Raw genomic sequence first — 17730 nt, 5'->3', positions numbered from 1 at the left:
AAACCAAAGGGTTAAGCATTAAAAAAGCCTGCAGTTATTGTGCAGGCTTTTTTATGCGGTGTGTTAAGCGCACCGCTGCGTATTCAAAAACAGCTGTAACTTAGCTACAAGGTGCGCAAATTCAACAGGCTTTGCCAAGAAATCATCAAACCCTTCTTGTTCATACTTTTCGACATATTCCGCCATCACATTGGCTGTTAGTGCCAGAATGGGCAAAGTTGGGAAGATGGCTTTAATTTTCCTGCATGCCTCAATACCATCCATTTCAGGCATTTGAATATCCATTAATACTAGATCTATATTGTGCTGTGAAGCCAGTTCCACAGCTTCTACGCCGTTGTTCGCAAAGTGAATATGCGCGCCGGTTTCTTGTAGAAAATCACCAATCACCACACGGTTTATCTCATTATCTTCTGCGACCAATATAGTGTAGTTTGAGAAATCACATTCATAGCTATGTAGATCCATGGTCTCGTTGTGAGCGCTTTGAGTATGTGATTTTTGCATTGGCAGCGTGATAGAAAATCGCGTTCCTTTATTAATTTCACTGGCAACTTCAATAGTCCCATGCATAAGCTCTACAAGAGAGTGGGTAATTGCCATACCTATGCCTGTACCCCCGTATTTTCGAGTGGTGGATGTATCCGCTTGCTCAAAACGATGAAATAACCGTGATAGTTCCTCTTCAGACATACCGATGCCTGTGTCTCGCACTTCGAACGTCACATAGTTTTCTTCAGGTGAAAACACAGACACCAAAACCTGCCCTGCACTTGTGAACTTAATGGCGTTAGAACACACATTAATCAAAATTTGCCGGATACGAATATCATCCCCTAACCACATATCGTGCTCGACGGTGTTCGACAAAGAGAAGGTGACGGGTTTATCGTTAATCAGCGCATCAGCTTCAACATCAATCGACGCCACTAAGTCCGACAATGAAAAAGGATGAATATCGATACTCAACTTGCCCGCTTCAATCTTAGAGAAATCGAGAATATCATTAATGATGGTGTTTAAATTCCGGGTGGAGTGAATGGCCTTATCAACAAGCGTCTTCTTATCTTGATGCTGCACTTTTTTCTTGAGCAACTGCAAAATACCATAGATGCCATTCATGGGTGTACGAATTTCATGGCTCATGTTCGCTAAGAACTCACTCTTAGCTTGACTGGCTTTTTCAGCTTCTTGCTTCGCGGCCTTAAGCGCCTCAATCGCATTTACTTTGTCGGTAATGTCATAGTTCACACCGATCACTTTAAGGGCATCGCCATTGCTATCGCGTATTACCTCTGCACTGGCTTTCATCGTTCTTACTTGACCATCTGGGTGCACCACTCTGAATTCAGGATCATACACATGGGTGCCAATCACAGCGTTATGAAGTAAGGTTTTTGCTCTTAGCAAATCATCAGGATGAACACTGTTTTCCCATGCTTCATAAGCTCCTGAGAAGTCTTGTTCACGGATGCCATAAAGCTTATACATCCATGCGTCCCAAATTAATTCATTGGTGCGAACATCCCACTCCCAGACACCTATTTCAGCTGAGTCATTAGCCAACTTCATCCTCAATGCGATGGACTCAGCCCGCTCTTTTGCTTCTTGTAGCTGTGCTTCAATGGCTTGTTGTGACGATGTGTCTTGAATTACTGACCATATAAACTCCTCACCACTACTGGTTGTCATTTTCACGCCAGATAACTCAACGGGGTATGTGTCTCCTTCTCTATGGATGTACTCTTTTTTGTATGGGCCATAACGCCCCGTTTTCGCTAACAGCGACAATTGTTCTTTTTCTTGATTCTCGTACTTTCTTGGCGTGAGTTGCCAATAATCCATATTATTGAGCTCGTCTAACCCATAACCACTAAAGCGAACAAACTCACGATTAACATAACAAAATGTGCCATCATCCAGCCTGTTAATAGCGACCCCCACAGGAGCCAGATTTACAAACTTCTCAAATTTTTCTTTCTCTTCTTGATACGCCGACTGCACACGCTTAATTTCACTCGAAGCACTCTCTAGTTTGGTTTTTGCTTCAACCAACTCGGTAATATCTCTGCCTATAGCCAAAACAAGATTTTGACCATCGAGCGTAATGGCGGTGAGCGATACCAGACAGGGAAACTCAGAGCCGTCTAATCGACTATGAAGCCACTGGAAAAGCTGCGGACCTTCTGTGCATGTTCTTGCGATATATTCTCTGGCCATTTCGGCTGATGTGCGACCACATGGCTGACACTCAGGAGAGATATCATGGGGCGTTAACTTTATGAAATGACTACGATCTTCTACACCATGTAACCTGATAGCCGCATCATTGCATTCAATGAATTTGCCGGTACTTACATCGATTATTGACAGCGCATCAGCTGAGCTATCAAAGAGCGCCTTGTATTTGGCTCTTGCACTGTTGGCAGTCTCAAGTTGACTCTTGAGGTGTTCAATTTCTGCCAATAAGGTTTCTCTATCGTGCATATATCTGCTCTAAGTGATGCGACTACATGATGTTAAATCGGTAGCAAAGAAATACGGCAATGCTCTTTGCACATTCCCATGCTGCAGGTAGGGACGTTACACATTCGTTTAAGTACCGATCACTTCAGTGGGCGGAATATCCGCTACCGAGCGCTCTATCTGATTGCATACTTAACGGATTTGATATTAATAAAAGTTAGCAGCTAAATTGCACTGTCGCTATGCAGTTTTGCCCCTGAGTTTGATGGAAGTCATACAAATGAGCGATAACAGCGCCAACAAGCAGCGTTCGCTGGGGGTATAGAAGGGTTGAGTACTCGCTATATATTGCAAGGAGAGACTAAATCACTTTGCAAAAATGACAAGAGGCGAGGTTTCCCTCACCTCTTGATGGTGTCTAATTAACGGCAGTATTTTGCAAATAGCGCAGCAACCGTAGGCGCTGTTGGCTTGCCATGTTGCCAATCACCACCTTCAACGCCACTGCCCGCAATATCCATGTGCACATATGGCAACGGCTGTTCGCTATCAAGACCATGTTTGTCCAAACCTGAAACAATCGCTAGGAAAGCCATTGGGAACTGGTGACCACGCGCAGTGACAGCTGACGGCGCATTGTTACTTGAAAGCAAATGATCCGCCATCGTGCGCGGCTGAACAAAGTCGTAGTCTTCACGGCGTGAACGTGACACCTCAGCACAGTCTGCCCATAAGTCACCATGTTCAACTAATTGCTGTGATACTTTTGCCGCGCGTGCTGGACCGTTTTCAACATACGCACTATAAGGCCCGACTGCACGTGCAGCATGACCTGTAAGTGTTGCTACAGTGAAGATTTCTGGGTTCACCTCACCTTTTGCCAAGTCTTTTGCTTCGCTCAATAGGTCACCCATTGCCAAGCGCCCTTCCGCATCGGTGTTACCGATACGCACGCGAATGCCTTCGCGGCTAGTGATAATTTCATCTGGTACGAAGCAGTCAGAGCCAATTGAGTTACGTACGACCGCTAAATAAGCAACGACTTTAACACCCTTGGGCTGCGCTTGAGCTACCGCTTTCATAAAGCCAGCTACAGATGCTGCGCCGCCTTTGTCACGGCTCATACCCGCCATAAAGCCACCTACTTTGAGGTCTGCGCCACCTGTATCATAAACGAGACCTTTGCCCACGAAGATAAGCGTACGCTCAACATCACCCTGTGGTACGTACTGCATTTTCACAACGCGCGGATGATGACGCTCAACAGCATAAGATGCACGCGCAACCGTGCTCAATAGTGGGTAGTCTTTGTCGATGGTGTCGATGTCACTGATCACTTCAACACTCACTGATGAACCTTTAAATAAGTCCACGCAATAATCTGCAAAACGTGGCGGTGCCATACGCTCAGGCTCGGTGCCGCATAAATCACGTGCTGCGTATTGGCCAGCAGCAATGGCATTCATGTGAGTCACTTGCTCATCTGATGCGCCGACAACACCAATTGCTTCAATCGGTGAAATCTCGCTGCCGTGAAACTCACGTGCTTCGAGAGGTTGCCACAACGCTTGGTTCGCCCCTAAAAAAGCAACTTCAGAGGCAAACTCATAACCTGCGCGATGACTGATATCATGTACATACAGCGCTGGTTTTACTGCTCCTGCTTGTTTCGCAATTTCAATACCTGCCTTAGCTGCAGCAAAGACGCGACGAACATCATCATAATCTCTGTTTAGAGGCCCTGTAGGCGCAAGAACTAGGCGTTGACCCGGCGCTGAGTCTGATACAACAAGTGCGCACTGCTTACCAATGCGGCTATCAACTGCACTGCTTTGCTGCAATACATTAAGAAAAGGTTGAGGAAGTGAGTTGATGCTGTCGCTGATAATAATCAGGGCATCGAACTGACCTTGGCTGGTCACTGCATCCAAACTAGCGCAAGTAAGTGCGTGTGCAAAAGACATAAAAAAAGGTCCTAATTAAAAACAAAGGACCTTCATTATCGGTGATTTGGCGCGCCTTTGCTAGCTGCGCTCACTCACGTGACACGCACTGTAAAGACGCCATGGCAACAAGAGCTTACGCTGCTATTGCCTTGGTTATGCGCTTAACTTTGTGCTGAGTCTTCACGCTTATGCTTAACAATTACAGACCATGCCTCTAGCATCACCAGCACACTCACCACCAGCACTATGGCATCGAGTGTCACCAGTAACCAGTTACCTTGTTGATAGTACTCAGCCAACTTAATGACACCGGCAAAAAATGCCATGCTCAATACAAATACCATGGGTATCAAGGTGAACTTGGCAGGACGCCCTGCTTTAATCAACATTACAGAGATAACCAGCAAGGTTAAGCTTGCCAGTATTTGGTTAGTAGAGCCAAACAGTGGCCAAATAATCATACCACCGCTACCTGATGAGCCACCCGCTCCAAAGGCGAGCAACAAGCAACAACCAACCGCAACAAAGGTCGCAATAATGCCATTTTTAAGAGCGCCAATATTGTAGATATCGCCCCACTCTTGAATGATATAACGCTGCAAACGCACGCCTGAGTCCATCGTCGTACCTGCAAACAGAACCACCATCACCGCCAATAATGTTGAGGCAATCTCTGTTGGGATCCCCCAGCCGTTTTCGATGAGGTTTGCCCCACCGCTTATAAATGCGCCAACGCTGCCAGCGCCAAGGTGACTATAGATTTCATGCCATTCCTCTGGCGATACAGCTAATGCAACACCACTGACTGCAACAAGCGTGATCAGTGCCAAACATCCCTCACCTACCGCACCAAGGTAACCTACAAAGCGACCATCCGTTTCTTTATCGAGTTGCTTAGAACTGGTGCCCGAGGACACAATGCCATGGAAACCAGATACCGCGCCACAGGCTATGGTAACGAATAGCAGTGGAATGATGCTCGGCGTATCTACCGCTGTTTGGGTATTAAATGCCGGGGCTGTAATATCAGGCATTGATACAAACACCGCGCCATAAAGCAACAATAAAGCCACCAACAGCTGCATACCATTGATAAAGTCACGGGGCTGTAACAACATCCAGACAGGTAATAGCGAGGCTATCGCTGCATAGATGAATAAAATAATGATCCAGTTCGCTTTATCGCTCAGCCCAAACATTTCTGTTGGCAGCGCCAAAGGCATTGAACTGCCCATGTAAATAGTGGCGTACAGTATGCCAACACCGATTGCACACAGTGGAATTAACGGCACTTTTCGACGCAACAATTGGCCTATCACCAGCGCCACTAATATTGCTGACCACGCAGGGAAAACGGCGGTAGGCTGAGCCACAAACGAGTTGGCGATGACCACGCCAAACACCGCATTGACCATCAGCAATACTAGAAACACGACAATCATAAACAGTGAGCGAGTACGTTTACCTATGACCGATTCTGACAGCGCCCCCATTGATTTACCCTTATGGCGAGCACTGGCCCACAATGCCCCCATATCGTGCACACCAGCAAAGAAAATAGTGCCAAGAACAACCCAAAGTACCGCGGGCACCCAGCCCCAATACACGGCAATTGCCGGGCCTACAATCGGTGCTGCACCTGCAACAGAGGTAAAGTGGTGCCCCCATAACACGACTTTATTAGTAGGCACATAATCCACCCCATCTTGCAACTCATGGGCTGGAGTGACGAACTTATCATCCATTTGGAAGATTTTTTGAGCTATGAACTTAGAATACACGAACCAGCCAAAGAGCATGCCGATGATCCCAAGCAAGACAATAACTACTGATTGCATAGTCTTCTCTCTTGTTTTAATGATGACTTAGCCTAAGCCATAAGCGCTTTATACACTTGCCTTAGGCGCAATAACACTCATGTACAATAGCAGCACAGAAGATAAATTCAGTAGGGCTTTAGTCTAAGATACTTAATTGCAAGGTATCGCTGCTATGGTGATCTATCCCCACACCTAAACCCAATAAACGCACTTCGGGAGTGTGGCCTCGCTCATACGCTTTGGCTAACAAGGCGTTGAACACATCCATATTTAAGGTGCGACCGCTTTGGTCAGCGGTAGTCACATGGAAATTCGCGAACTTTACTTTTACTGACAGCTTATTAATGCAATTGTGCAATTGCTGTTTGGTTAAGCGTTGCTGCAACTCATCAAGTAACGCAGGTAGCGCCTGTTGGCATTGCTCAAGCGACGTTTTGTTGTACTCATACGTGTGCTCAACGCTCAGTGATTTGCGTACTCGCTCGGTTCTCACAGAGCCAATCACCTGCCCTGCGCATTTTTGATATAAAGACGCACCGAAATTACTAAAGTGTTGTTGCATCCACGTTAACCCTTTATCGAGAACATCCTGCCCTTTGAATAAATCAAGCATGTGCAGTTTCTCAATGGTGACTTTGCCTACCCCAGGTATTTTTTTGAGATCCAATGCAGCGAGGAATTGTGGGATTTGTTCTGGTGTCACCACACATTGACCATTGGGTTTATTCTCATCACTGGCAATTTTGGCAACAAACTTTATGGGGGCTATCCCCGCGGATGCAGTCAAACCCGTTTGTGCAAAAATTTCTTGCCTGATTTGCTGGGCAATTAAGGTGGCACTGCCTTTACATAGCTCACAGTCAGTCACATCAAGGTAAGCCTCATCCAGTGATAAGGGTTCTACTTGGTCTGTGTAGCGCGCAAAAATGGCACGAATTTGTTGCGACACCTCTTTGTATACCTGCATGCGACCTGGGACGATAACAAGGTCAGGGCATAATTGTTTAGCATGGTAATTCGACATGGCTGAGCGCACACCGTACTCTCGGGCGATGTAATTTGCCGTTGATAACACGCCACGGCGGCTATTGCCACCGATTGCCAGCGGCACTTTTGCCAACGCGGGGTTATCACGCATCTCCACAGCAGCGTAAAAACAGTCCATATCAATGTGAATGAATTTCTTCATACTCGTAAGCGGCAAACCTTGATGGAGTTATCATCGCAAAATTGCAGCAAAAGCGCCACAGAACACTGTATGAAATACTGTATAAAATTTACCAACGGTCGCCCATGCAGCTGTTATACTTTTTCATATAGTGGGTGTGTAAAGATAAACCGCTGATATGGCACAGGTCTCTTACACGCCTTTAAACCGGAGCCTGTTCTATGCATAAGTCCCCTCTGTACGTTGGGGTGTTGGTGATTTTGATATTGCCCCTATCTTTGTTCGCATCTGAACTGAGATGGAAAATCGCATCCTTAGAGTGGCCCCCCTATGCCAGTGCCAAAATGGCAAATGGAGGCGATGCCATCGCCGCTTTGCGCACAAAACTTGAACAACAAGGGATCACTTTAGATGTTGATTATTTACCTTGGGATCAAGCACAAATTCGCGCCGCACAGGGTGACTACATAGGGTATTACCCTGCATGGCCTTCAGAAGTCAAAGAGGGCTTTAGCGCTTCAGAGCCTCTAGGCTCATCGTCCCTTGGGCTACTAACCCACAAGGACAAACACCTTAACTATCAAAGCCTCGTGAGTATTTTTGAGCAGTACAAAGTAGGTGTTGTCTCAAGCTATGTGTATCCTGACACCATTCAATCTGTATTAGATGAATATAAAAACACCATACGTCACGCTCGCACAGAGCAAGGGCTTGTTGATTTGCTGATGCGAGGTGATGTGGAGTTGATTCTTGCTACTGCAGAAATACTTGAGCACAGCGTAAGTAAAAAGCAATTTTCAGCACTGAAAATGGTCAAGCAATTTGCAGACATTCCATTGGTGGTGGCGTTGCGAAATACAGATACCACACACAACCCTTTAACACTTATCAATGATGCAATGCAGCAAACCGACGTTGTTAATTCAGATTTCATCAAACCCACACACCTCTCAGGCACCTATATTAAAACCCCAGGCATTGAGCCCTTCATTGAGTTTATTAAGCACACTTATGCGCAATTAGGTATCGAGTTGAAGCTTGAACCGGTGCCAGCAAGAAGAGGACTGGTGCTATTAAATGCGGGGTTATCAGATATGGATGTGGTGAGAGTGAGATCAAATATGGGCCAATTCAACAACATCATGGTCATTGAACCCAGTTTGGCGAAGGGTGAGCATATCTTACTGTGTGATAAGACTATGCCTTGTAATCTAGAGGTATTAGATAATCCTAAAAACACGATTTTGACTGGCAGAGGAACACTAGACTCTTTGGCGCAATTCAATATCAAGGCTAGGACGATAATCAACGAACAAATCGGCTTAGCGCCTGCGCTGTTAAAACGACGCGACGTAGAATATGTATTGTTTTCTGTTGTTGCTGGTGATGTTGACGTTTATCGCGATGATTTCAATGTTTTACCGTTGAGAACCTTTCACTTAAATCATGTAGTGAGTAAGGAGCTCGAACCATTGATCCCGCAGTTGCAAAAGGTGATAAACGCCACGCTAGGGGAGTTTTCACCTCAAGGTGTGTTAGTAAAAAATAAGTCCACAGCACCTGAGGTTCACTGAGGAGGTTGATGTGATTGGCGATGCTTCTCTTTATTGCGTTTAAACAAGCCAACCCAAAAGGCACATTCTAAAATGCCGCCTATGATCAGCATGGCGATGACGCCTTTTTCTGCCCCAATCGCATAGCAAATCAGTGCCAGCGGTAATGCCCACAGCCATAAATACTTACGAATAGTCATTCTTGTAAGTCCCTCTTTTAACGAGACCTAAGCCTATCTAATTTATGCGCTGTGAACAATAAACCAACAGTTTCAAAATGTAAGCACTTATTGCTGGTAACGTACCAAACGCAAATACACGTCAGCAGTTTTGTCATGAAGGCTATTTTTACCGCTGTAAAACTCATAGACCCAAGCATGATCAGCGGGGGTTATTGCCGAGGTATTGCTCCAGTAGTTATCGTTATCTGCACTTAAGAACACACTGAGATTAATACTAGGCTCCACGCATGTGCGCTCAACAATACTCGCCAACTCTTTTGCGTTGGGTACCTGCCAATCATCAAAACCTGCAAATTCATTAGCATGAGCGTTTTGCAGCGCTTGCTGCCACGTCAGTTGTTGTGCATCACCCGTACAACTTTGTAGTTGCGCATCAAACGTTTGTCCATAGCTACAACGCTGCCACATAAGCCCGGTGTGGGTGTCAGTTACCGTACCATCTTCATGAATGGTAAAGCGCTCTGTAGGTGTGGTGACGCTTAACGAATAACACGTTTGTGCACTGGCTGAAAAACTCATTATCGCAGCACAGCACCAGAGAATATGTTTCATATCGGCTCACTCCTATGGGTTACGCACTAAACGCACATATGCGGTGTTGGCTTTGGGGTAAGCCAAATCATTAGCGCTGCGCATATCAATGGTGAATGCTTGTGACAGTGATTGACCATCAACACTGGTACGTGATGTCCAATAATTCAAATGCCCGAGCACATTAACATCGGGTAAATTGGGGAAAAAGTCTGGGCTGAGCATTTGCGCCTGACCATGACGCTGGTAGTCAATAATACTTATCAACTCAACGTAAGTAGGAATGCGCCAGTTAGAGCCACCGCAATAATTAGTTGCGTTGACTTCATCAACATAACGCTGAATTGAGCAATCACTATTACTTGGGCAGGTACCATTTGCAGCACTGCGAACACTACCAACAACATCACCTTCCCCCCCGTCAAGCGCCCATGTGTAATGATTATGAGCTTCGCGTAATGAGGTGTTAGGTAACGCATTCATGCTGACTTCTTTGACTTCCCAAATAAGCCCCGTAATGTTGTCGCGAACGCAACTAAAGTCACTGGCATCGTCCGGCAGTTCGTCGGCATATTGATTGAGCTTAGTAAAATCAAACGCCATATCACCACGGCCTACTTTATCGAGCCGCTCGGCTACACTGTCACGCCCTAGCTGAGCATCTTGACCCATAAAGTCATCACTGCCGCAGCTGATCGACTGCGAATTGTTGAAACACGTACTCATACCGGTATCGTTAATAAGGCCCAACGGTTTGCGCTGCACAGTTATCATCACCGAATCCGTATCACTGCGACTGAGATCATCAGTGACATTCACATCAAATGTAAGTTGCTGCGCTGAGTCTATATCAGGTGCTATAAAGGTTGTCTGGCATTGGCTTGCATCAGCGACCGATACAGCCATGCCTGCGCTTTGCTGCCAATAGCATGAGAAGATCCCCCTGACCGTCTCACTCGATGTGGCATCGAGGGTGACGATTTCAAATTCACTAACCTGTTGATCTCCACCTGCATGAGCAATAACGACTTGCGCTGATTTATTCAAAAACAAAGAATACTCGGTACTAACCTGCCCCCCTTCATCGTCAACTACGGTCAATGTCCACTGCAAAGTGGTATTTTCATCTAATAGAGGGTGCACAAAGCTAATTTCGGCACTGTCTAAACCTGTTGCGTTCACACTCATACCGGCAGTTTGTTGCCAGGTGAAGTTAGCAATATGGCCATTTTCGTCTGGGTCAGTGGTTTGAGCTGCGCTGATCACTATGGTGTCACCATACTGGGATGGCAGTTGCTCTGGCGCGGTTTGCTCAATCACTATTTGTGGGAGCTGGTTGTCCGAGACAATGTTGATCATCACGGTATCAGTCACTAAGGAGGTATCGGGCGCGCGGTATTGGACTTGCAGCTGAGCTTGAGTGTCTGCTTTAACATCTGGCAAGGTGATAGCAATTTCAGCTTCTGAGCTCGGTAGGCCTTCGATAGCGGGGCCTGATAATTGCTGCCAACTAAAGGTTCCGCCCTGTGGGAAAACTTGAGCGCTGAGCGTTACCTCAGATTTTTCAACAGCATTGATATCTTGCCCTGCGTTAACACTTGCTTGGTTGACATCGCTATCGTCTGAACCAGATCCACCGCAACCATAGAGCATCAACAACGCCATCATACTGACACTCAGATTTGCCTTATTTATCATGTTCGATTCCATCAAGGAGCAATGCACAAATCAAAGCAAGTTAAATGCCAGATAGGTTTATATCAGGCGCTACAAGTAACTGTCTTGGTGAATACGCACAAACAGCTTGGTGCCTATTTTTGAGTAATCAACTTTGTACTCTTTGCCATCCAGCGCTTGAATAAACAACAAAGGACGCTCATCACCAAATACATCAGGACTGGCTACGTACACCATTTCAAGGTAGCGCTCGCGGGCCTCGCGACGGTTCTTAGGTAAAGGCTCTTTGAACGGCTCAAGGCCATGCTGGGTCACTTTTATACGTGGATGTTCATCACCATTAACTATTACCAAATCCAGCTTTTTAGCTTTGTGGATAATGGTGTTACGCCCGCTTTTTATGTACGCTCTTTCGTCGGCCATTGAAAGGTTCCTATATCACTTACCACTTTGGGTATTGAGTTCTTCACGCAGTGTCGCGACAGTGTGCTCGGGGTCAAGCTGCCAGCGATGCAGTAGATAACTAAACGCCCAAATATCCCGGTCCAATGCTGAAGCTGGAAGCAGGATGTCATATCCGGTCAAAAATTTTAAGTTATTCATTCTATTAGCAAACATAGCTAATAATCCAGTATAACCGTATCCGCTTGTACTGGTATATTCAGTATCTTCAACCAACCAGTGCGCCGGACACTCTTTGCCATCTTGGCAATAGGCTTTGATTGCTTGCATTAAATAATGGCGCTGCTCAACAAGTAATCTTCCCGCCAGACGTGGTGATAAACGCTTTAAAAAGGCATCTTCGTCTTTGAGCGTGATACCTACAACATTTAAGTCAATTTGCTGCGCCTGCACAGTAATATGTGGCACCCCGACCTTGGCTATATTGTGAACATCTATCTGCCACCATCCGTACTTATGATTATAGCTAAGTTTTTGATTATCGAGAAATAGACTAAAAAAGGGCTCTCTTATTTTGAGATAGCCGATAATGATGCCCACAATCGCGGTGGTGAGTAAGAAAATAGCAACGAGACTAACTTGGCCGGGTGCAAACTGTACAAACAAACTTAACACCAACAACCCTGCAATACTCAACAGTAAAGTCTCTTTACCAAAACGCGCACCTAGCGCACGAATTTTCGCACCGCTGTAAGGAGGATTTTGGCGCGGCTTGCGCGGCGGTGGTTCATTAACAGCCATATTTGTTTATTACCCCCTATACTTGTAAAGCACCGCAACACTGTGCACCACATTAACATTGCTGCGCACTCAATATAGATCATTGTGCTCTTATCATACGTACATAGCTTGAGAAGGAGTAAATCTGAACACAAAAAAGTACATTTGTTGTCACAATCTTATTATTTTCGGTTAACACACAAAAATACAGGATTGGCGGTCTAGGTGTTCTCCGCCAAAGTCGTAAACTAAGCTCACACACTTGTGAGCTTCAAAATCAAAGGCAGCACTAATGAACATCAGTAGGCAATCTGGAAAAGTTGTTTTCCCAGTCTTCATTCTTATCTTTCTCGGATTGAGTATTTATCTATATCTACCCCATGGGCAATCACAACAAAATGGCAGAAACATGCAGCCAACAAAGGTGTTGGCTCACACGGTAACGAATGACCAGCGTGCAGTGACGGTAGAGGGTATTGGTAGCAGCCGCGCCAACCAGGCGATTTATATTAAAAGCGCACAAAATGACTACATCGACAGCATTCACTTTGACGATGGTGAACACGTCAAAGCCGGACAATTACTCGTGCAATTACGCGACAAAGAAGAGCAATTACGCGTCGCAGAATTACAAGCCAATCTGTCAGAAGTGAAACGCCAGCTAGACCGCCTAACCGAGCTTGCGCGTTCACAAGCAACAGCCAAGTCACTGCTAGAAGAGCAACGTGCAAAATATGAAGCAACACAAGCTCAACTCGAAGCTGCAAAGACAAAACTCGCTGAAATGAAAGTCAGCGCACCGTTCGCAGGGATTCTCGGCAAGCGCATGGTATCCAAAGGCGCATTTGTATCGACATCTACCGAAATCACCTCACTTGATGACATCAGTGTTATCAAAGTAGATTTTAACGTACCAGAGAAGTACTTAGCACAGTTGAGCATGGGTATGAATGTCACCGCGCGCAGTGACGCATATCCTGATCGTACATTCACAGGCACGGTCACTCACGTAAGTTCTCGTATCGACATGGCCACGCGCAGTGTGCCAATTAGCGCAAGCTTTACCAACAAAGACAACATGCTTCGCCCTGGTATGCTTCTAAACACAGCGCTTGAGTTAAAAACATACGAAGCATTATTAGTACCTGAGAAGGCGATTATCCCTCGTCAAAACAAACACTTTGTATTCAAAATTGTTGATGGTATCGCCCAACAAGTGGAAGTAAAAGTTGATAAACGTTACGACGGTTGGGTGGGCATTAGTTCAGGTTTACAAAGCGGCGACCAAGTCGTAACCGAAGGCATAATCAAAATTCGTAATGGTTCACCGGTTAATGCTCAGGAGAATGACCAGTGAGAATTACAGATACCGCTGTAAAGCGCCCCGTATTTGCAATTGTAATCAACCTGCTGTTGCTCACCTTTGGTTTGGTGGCATTTTCTATGCTGCCACTTCGTGAATACCCAGATATCGACAGCCCAATTGTGAGTGTGAGCACCAGCTACCCAGGCGCGTCTTCAGAAATTATCGAAACCAAAATCACACAAGTCATTGAGAACCGTATTTCTGGTATCGAGGGCATAAAAAGCATTACTTCATCGAGTCGCAACGGTCGCTCGAACATCACCATCGAATTTAATATCGACCGCGATATTGATGCGGCAGCCAACGATGTGCGTGAGCGCGTATCGCGAGCACTTGATAACCTTCCCGACCAAGTACGTCCGCCGGAAGTGTCAAAACAAGACTCGGATGAAAGCCCAATCGCGTGGTTTGTACTCAACAGTACGACCATGGATACATTGCAGCTTTCAGACTACGCCCAGCGTTATATTGTCGATCGTTTAGCGGTGGTCGATGGCGTTTCCAACGTACGAGTCGGTGGCCAGCGCCAATATGCAATGAAGGTATGGCTTAATCGCCAAGCGATGGCCGCCCGCGGTATTACGGCGCAAGACATCGAGCGTGTTTTGCGCGCCGAAAACGTGGAACTCCCAGCTGGGGAAATTGAGTCAAAAGACCGAGATTTCACAGTGCGTACCGCACGTAGTTACCTCTCTCCTGCTGACTTTAGAAACCTTGTGATTGCGCGTGGCGATAGTGGTTACTTGGTGCGCCTAAACGAAGTAGCGAACGTGCAACTTGAAGCCGCAGATGAAGAAAGCATGTTCCGCGGTAATGGCCGCAATATGATTGGCTTAGGGGTGGTTAAACAAGCCAAGGCGAATACCTTGAGCGTGGTTGAGAATGCGCGTAAAGAGCTTGAAAACATCAAACGCAACTTGCCTGATGGCACCACAATTGAAGACAGCTATGACTCGTCAATCTTCATTAAAGAGTCTATCAACGAGGTATATCGTACTTTAGCGATTTCGATGGCCTTGGTGGTACTGGTCATTTACCTTTTCCTTGGTAATGTGCGCGCAACCTTGATCCCCGCTGTCACCGTGCCAGTTGCGCTGGTTGCCAGTTTCATGTTTTTACTGACTATGGGTTATTCGATTAACTTACTGACCCTCCTTGCACTCGTGCTGGCCATTGGTCTTGTGGTGGATGACGCCATCGTAATGCTAGAGAATATTCACCGCCGTATTGAAATGGGCGAGCCTCGTCTTCTCGCTGCGTACCGAGGAGCTCGCGAAGTGGGCTTTGCGATTGTCGCGACGACGTTAGTGCTAATAGCGGTATTTGTGCCTTTGGTATTTATGGATGGGCGCATTGGCGCACTATTTACCGAGTTTGCTATGGCGGTCAGTGCCGCGGTATTTTTCTCAAGCGTTACCGCACTCACTCTATCCCCTGCGATGTGCTCAAAGGTACTGAAGCACTCTGAAAGTGAAGGTCGCTTCAGTGTATGGATGGACCGTCAGTTTGGGCGTTTGGAAAATGCCTATGAACGTGCCCTAAAAGGCAATGTTAAACGCTCTGGCATGCTGGCTATCATGCTTGTGCTCGCTGGATTCACCAGTTATTCATTGCTCAAGCAAATCCCATCCGAATTAACACCGAAAGAAGACCGCGGAACCTTCTTTGTGATGATGAATGGTCCAGAGGGAGCAAGCTACGAGAACAATGCGCAAAACATGGCCAAAATAGAAGAGCGTTTACTCCCTTATGTTGAGTCAGGCGAACTAAGCCGAGTGTTGGTGCGTGTTCCTGGTTGGGGTGGTCAAGGCGGTGTCGCCATTGTTGGCATGGCCGATTGGGATGAGCGTAAACGTGATACATGGGCAGTGATCGGCGAAATTAGCGGTAAAATGCGCGAAGTAACCGATGTGCGAGCGTTCGCAATCATGCGCCGCGGCATTGGTGGTGGCGGTCAATCACGTCCAATTGAATTTGTGTTACAAGGCAATGATTATGATGAGCTTGCTGACTGGCGAGACCGCATTATCGCCAGAGCGCAACAAAACCCGGGACTTGTGCGTTTAGATCATGACTTCAAAGAAACCTTCCCACAGTTTTTAGTCAGCATCGATAAGAATAAAGCAGCTGATTTAGGGGTATCGGTGTCAGATATTGGTCGCACTCTTGAGACCATGCTGGGCCAACGCCGAGTCACCACCTTCATCGATCGCGGTGAAGAATACGACGTACTATTAAAAGGTGAAAAACAGGACTTTACTAGCCCGCAAGATGTCTCCAACATTTATGTAAAATCACGCTCTGGTGAGCTCGTGCCACTGGATAGCTTGATTTCAATTTCAGAAGAAGCGACCGCATCGCGCCTCAACAGGTATAACCGTATGCGGGCTATCACCATCACAGCTAACCTCGCTGACGGCTACACCCTAGAAGAAGCGTTGAACTTCCTCAATCAAGTAGCCGCCGAAGAAAACGATATTGATGGTGCTATCGACTACAAAGGCGAATCGCAGCTTTTTTATGAGGGTGCGTCAGCAATGGTGTATGTATTCGTTCTTGCATTGACCGTTACCTTCTTGGTTCTTGCTGCACAATTTGAAAGCTTCGTGCACCCATTTGTGATCATGCTGACTGTGCCTTTGGGCATTACAGGTTCATTGTTTGGTCTTTATGCAACCGGTCTCACGCTGAACATCTACAGCCAGATTGGTATCGTAATGCTCATCGGTTTGAGCGCGAAAAACGGCATTCTTATCGTCGAGTTTGCCAACCAATTACGCGACAAAGGCATTGAGTTCGAACAAGCATTGCTGCAAGCATCAAAGCAACGTTTGCGTCCAATTATTATGACTTCTTTAACAACAGTGATGAGCTCAGTGCCATTAGTACTTGCCAGTGGCCCAGGGGCTGAAAGCCGCATGGTAATCGGTGTGGTTATCTTCACTGGGGTGAGCGTAGCCACGCTACTCACCCTATTTGTTGTCCCAAGCGCTTATTACGCTCTGGCACGTAAAACTCAGTCACCTGAATTTTTACAGCACAGATTAGCGCAGCAGGAGCAAGAAAACCCCATTAATCAAAAGTGACGTCGTACTCACTATTGAACCAAAAAGGCGAGGTAACTCGCCTTTTTTATTATTTGCCAGAAGCAGCTACACTTTAATCAGTTATCCTATGAATACAGGTAATTAGAGTTATGCAGGAAATTAAAAAGGCGACCTTTGGCGCTGGCTGCTTTTGGTGCATTGATGCCGCATTTAGGCGTGTAAAAGGTGTACATAAGGTTGAGTCAGGATATTGCGGGGGCCATGTAGAGCACCCAACCTATCATCAAGTGTGCGCGGGCGATACCGGCCATGCAGAGGTAGTTGAACTCACTTACGACGAGTTTGAAGTAGATTTTAATGTGCTAGTGAAGATGTTCTTTAGCCTGCACGATCCCACAACGTTAGACCGCCAAGGTAATGATATTGGCCCTCAATATCGCAGTGTGATTTTTTACCATGATGATCAACAAAAACTCCAAGCTGAACACGGTATTCAGCACGCGCAGGAAAAGTATGACTATGACATCATAGTAACGGAAATAGCGCCTGCAAAAACCTTTTATCCGGCAGAGGAAAGTCATCAGGATTACTACAGTAAGAATCCTAATCAGCCCTACTGCTCTATGCTAATTGGACCAAAAATAGCCGCCTTCGATAAAGAGTTTGATAAATACCTCATCTAGGGCGTACTGCTATTTGCTTTTGCAGTAGTCATTAAGGCGCCAATTATGG

The 17730-nt window shown here is 46.2% G+C and carries 13 protein-coding genes; 4 read left to right on the top strand and 9 right to left on the bottom strand.

Going from position 1 to position 17730, the window contains the following annotated elements:
* Positions 1-63 precede the first annotated feature (63 nt).
* From AAEU32_RS08330 to dinB, 4 genes are all read right to left on the bottom strand, one after another.
* A complete protein-coding gene (locus AAEU32_RS08330) occupies positions 64-2487 on the bottom strand; it encodes a PAS domain-containing hybrid sensor histidine kinase/response regulator (protein WP_421970065.1) in 2424 nt (807 codons plus the stop codon).
* 401 nt (positions 2488-2888) lie between these two features.
* Positions 2889-4430: a M17 family metallopeptidase gene (locus tag AAEU32_RS08325; protein WP_421970064.1), complete on the bottom strand. Its 1542-nt coding sequence runs from the start codon at positions 4428-4430 to the stop codon at positions 2889-2891.
* A 143-nt stretch (positions 4431-4573) separates the two neighbouring features.
* The gene (locus tag AAEU32_RS08320) at positions 4574-6250 is read right to left on the bottom strand and encodes a carbon starvation CstA family protein (protein WP_421970063.1); all 1677 of its coding nucleotides are present in this window, start codon (positions 6248-6250) and stop codon (positions 4574-4576) included.
* 118 nt (positions 6251-6368) lie between these two features.
* Positions 6369-7421: a DNA polymerase IV gene (gene dinB / locus AAEU32_RS08315; protein WP_421970062.1), complete on the bottom strand. Its 1053-nt coding sequence runs from the start codon at positions 7419-7421 to the stop codon at positions 6369-6371.
* 200 nt (positions 7422-7621) lie between these two features.
* On the opposite strand from dinB, the gene AAEU32_RS08310 reads away from it, so the two are divergent.
* A complete protein-coding gene (locus AAEU32_RS08310) occupies positions 7622-8974 on the top strand; it encodes a transporter substrate-binding domain-containing protein (RefSeq protein WP_421970061.1) in 1353 nt (450 codons plus the stop codon).
* Here AAEU32_RS08310 and AAEU32_RS08305 read toward each other — a convergent pair.
* From AAEU32_RS08305 to AAEU32_RS08285, 5 genes are all read right to left on the bottom strand, one after another.
* On the bottom strand, positions 8968-9153 hold the full coding sequence (locus AAEU32_RS08305; protein ID WP_421970060.1) for a hypothetical protein: 186 nt from the start codon (positions 9151-9153) through the stop codon (positions 8968-8970). The genes AAEU32_RS08310 and AAEU32_RS08305 overlap by 7 nt on opposite strands.
* 87 nt (positions 9154-9240) lie before the next feature.
* Entirely contained in the window at positions 9241-9747 is a 507-nt protein-coding gene (locus AAEU32_RS08300; protein ID WP_421970059.1) for an Lcl C-terminal domain-containing protein, read from the bottom strand.
* Between the two features lie 12 nt (positions 9748-9759).
* Complete coding sequence (locus AAEU32_RS08295; protein WP_421970058.1) at positions 9760-11424, bottom strand: Lcl C-terminal domain-containing protein; 1665 nt, start codon at positions 11422-11424, stop codon at positions 9760-9762.
* 69 nt (positions 11425-11493) lie between these two features.
* On the bottom strand, positions 11494-11826 hold the full coding sequence (locus AAEU32_RS08290; RefSeq protein ID WP_421970057.1) for a hypothetical protein: 333 nt from the start codon (positions 11824-11826) through the stop codon (positions 11494-11496).
* Between the two features lie 15 nt (positions 11827-11841).
* The gene (locus tag AAEU32_RS08285) at positions 11842-12606 is read right to left on the bottom strand and encodes a DUF2982 domain-containing protein (RefSeq protein WP_421970056.1); all 765 of its coding nucleotides are present in this window, start codon (positions 12604-12606) and stop codon (positions 11842-11844) included.
* A 271-nt stretch (positions 12607-12877) separates the two neighbouring features.
* Here AAEU32_RS08285 and AAEU32_RS08280 point away from each other — a divergent pair, with 271 nt between their 5' ends.
* From AAEU32_RS08280 to msrA, 3 genes are all read left to right on the top strand, one after another.
* Entirely contained in the window at positions 12878-13942 is a 1065-nt protein-coding gene (locus AAEU32_RS08280) for an efflux RND transporter periplasmic adaptor subunit (protein WP_421970055.1), read from the top strand.
* Entirely contained in the window at positions 13939-17037 is a 3099-nt protein-coding gene (locus tag AAEU32_RS08275) for an efflux RND transporter permease subunit (RefSeq protein ID WP_421970054.1), read from the top strand. The genes AAEU32_RS08280 and AAEU32_RS08275 overlap by 4 nt, the downstream gene beginning before the upstream one ends.
* A 110-nt stretch (positions 17038-17147) precedes the next feature.
* Complete coding sequence (gene msrA / locus AAEU32_RS08270; RefSeq protein ID WP_421970053.1) at positions 17148-17681, top strand: peptide-methionine (S)-S-oxide reductase MsrA; 534 nt, start codon at positions 17148-17150, stop codon at positions 17679-17681.
* The last annotated feature ends 49 nt before the right edge of the window (positions 17682-17730 follow it).

Source organism: Pseudoalteromonas maris (genome assembly GCF_049257235.1).
In the GTDB taxonomy this organism is placed as follows: Bacteria; Pseudomonadota; Gammaproteobacteria; order Enterobacterales; family Alteromonadaceae; genus Pseudoalteromonas.
Note: the sequence above shows the minus strand (reverse complement) of the source record. Positions and strands in the feature narration are given on the sequence as shown.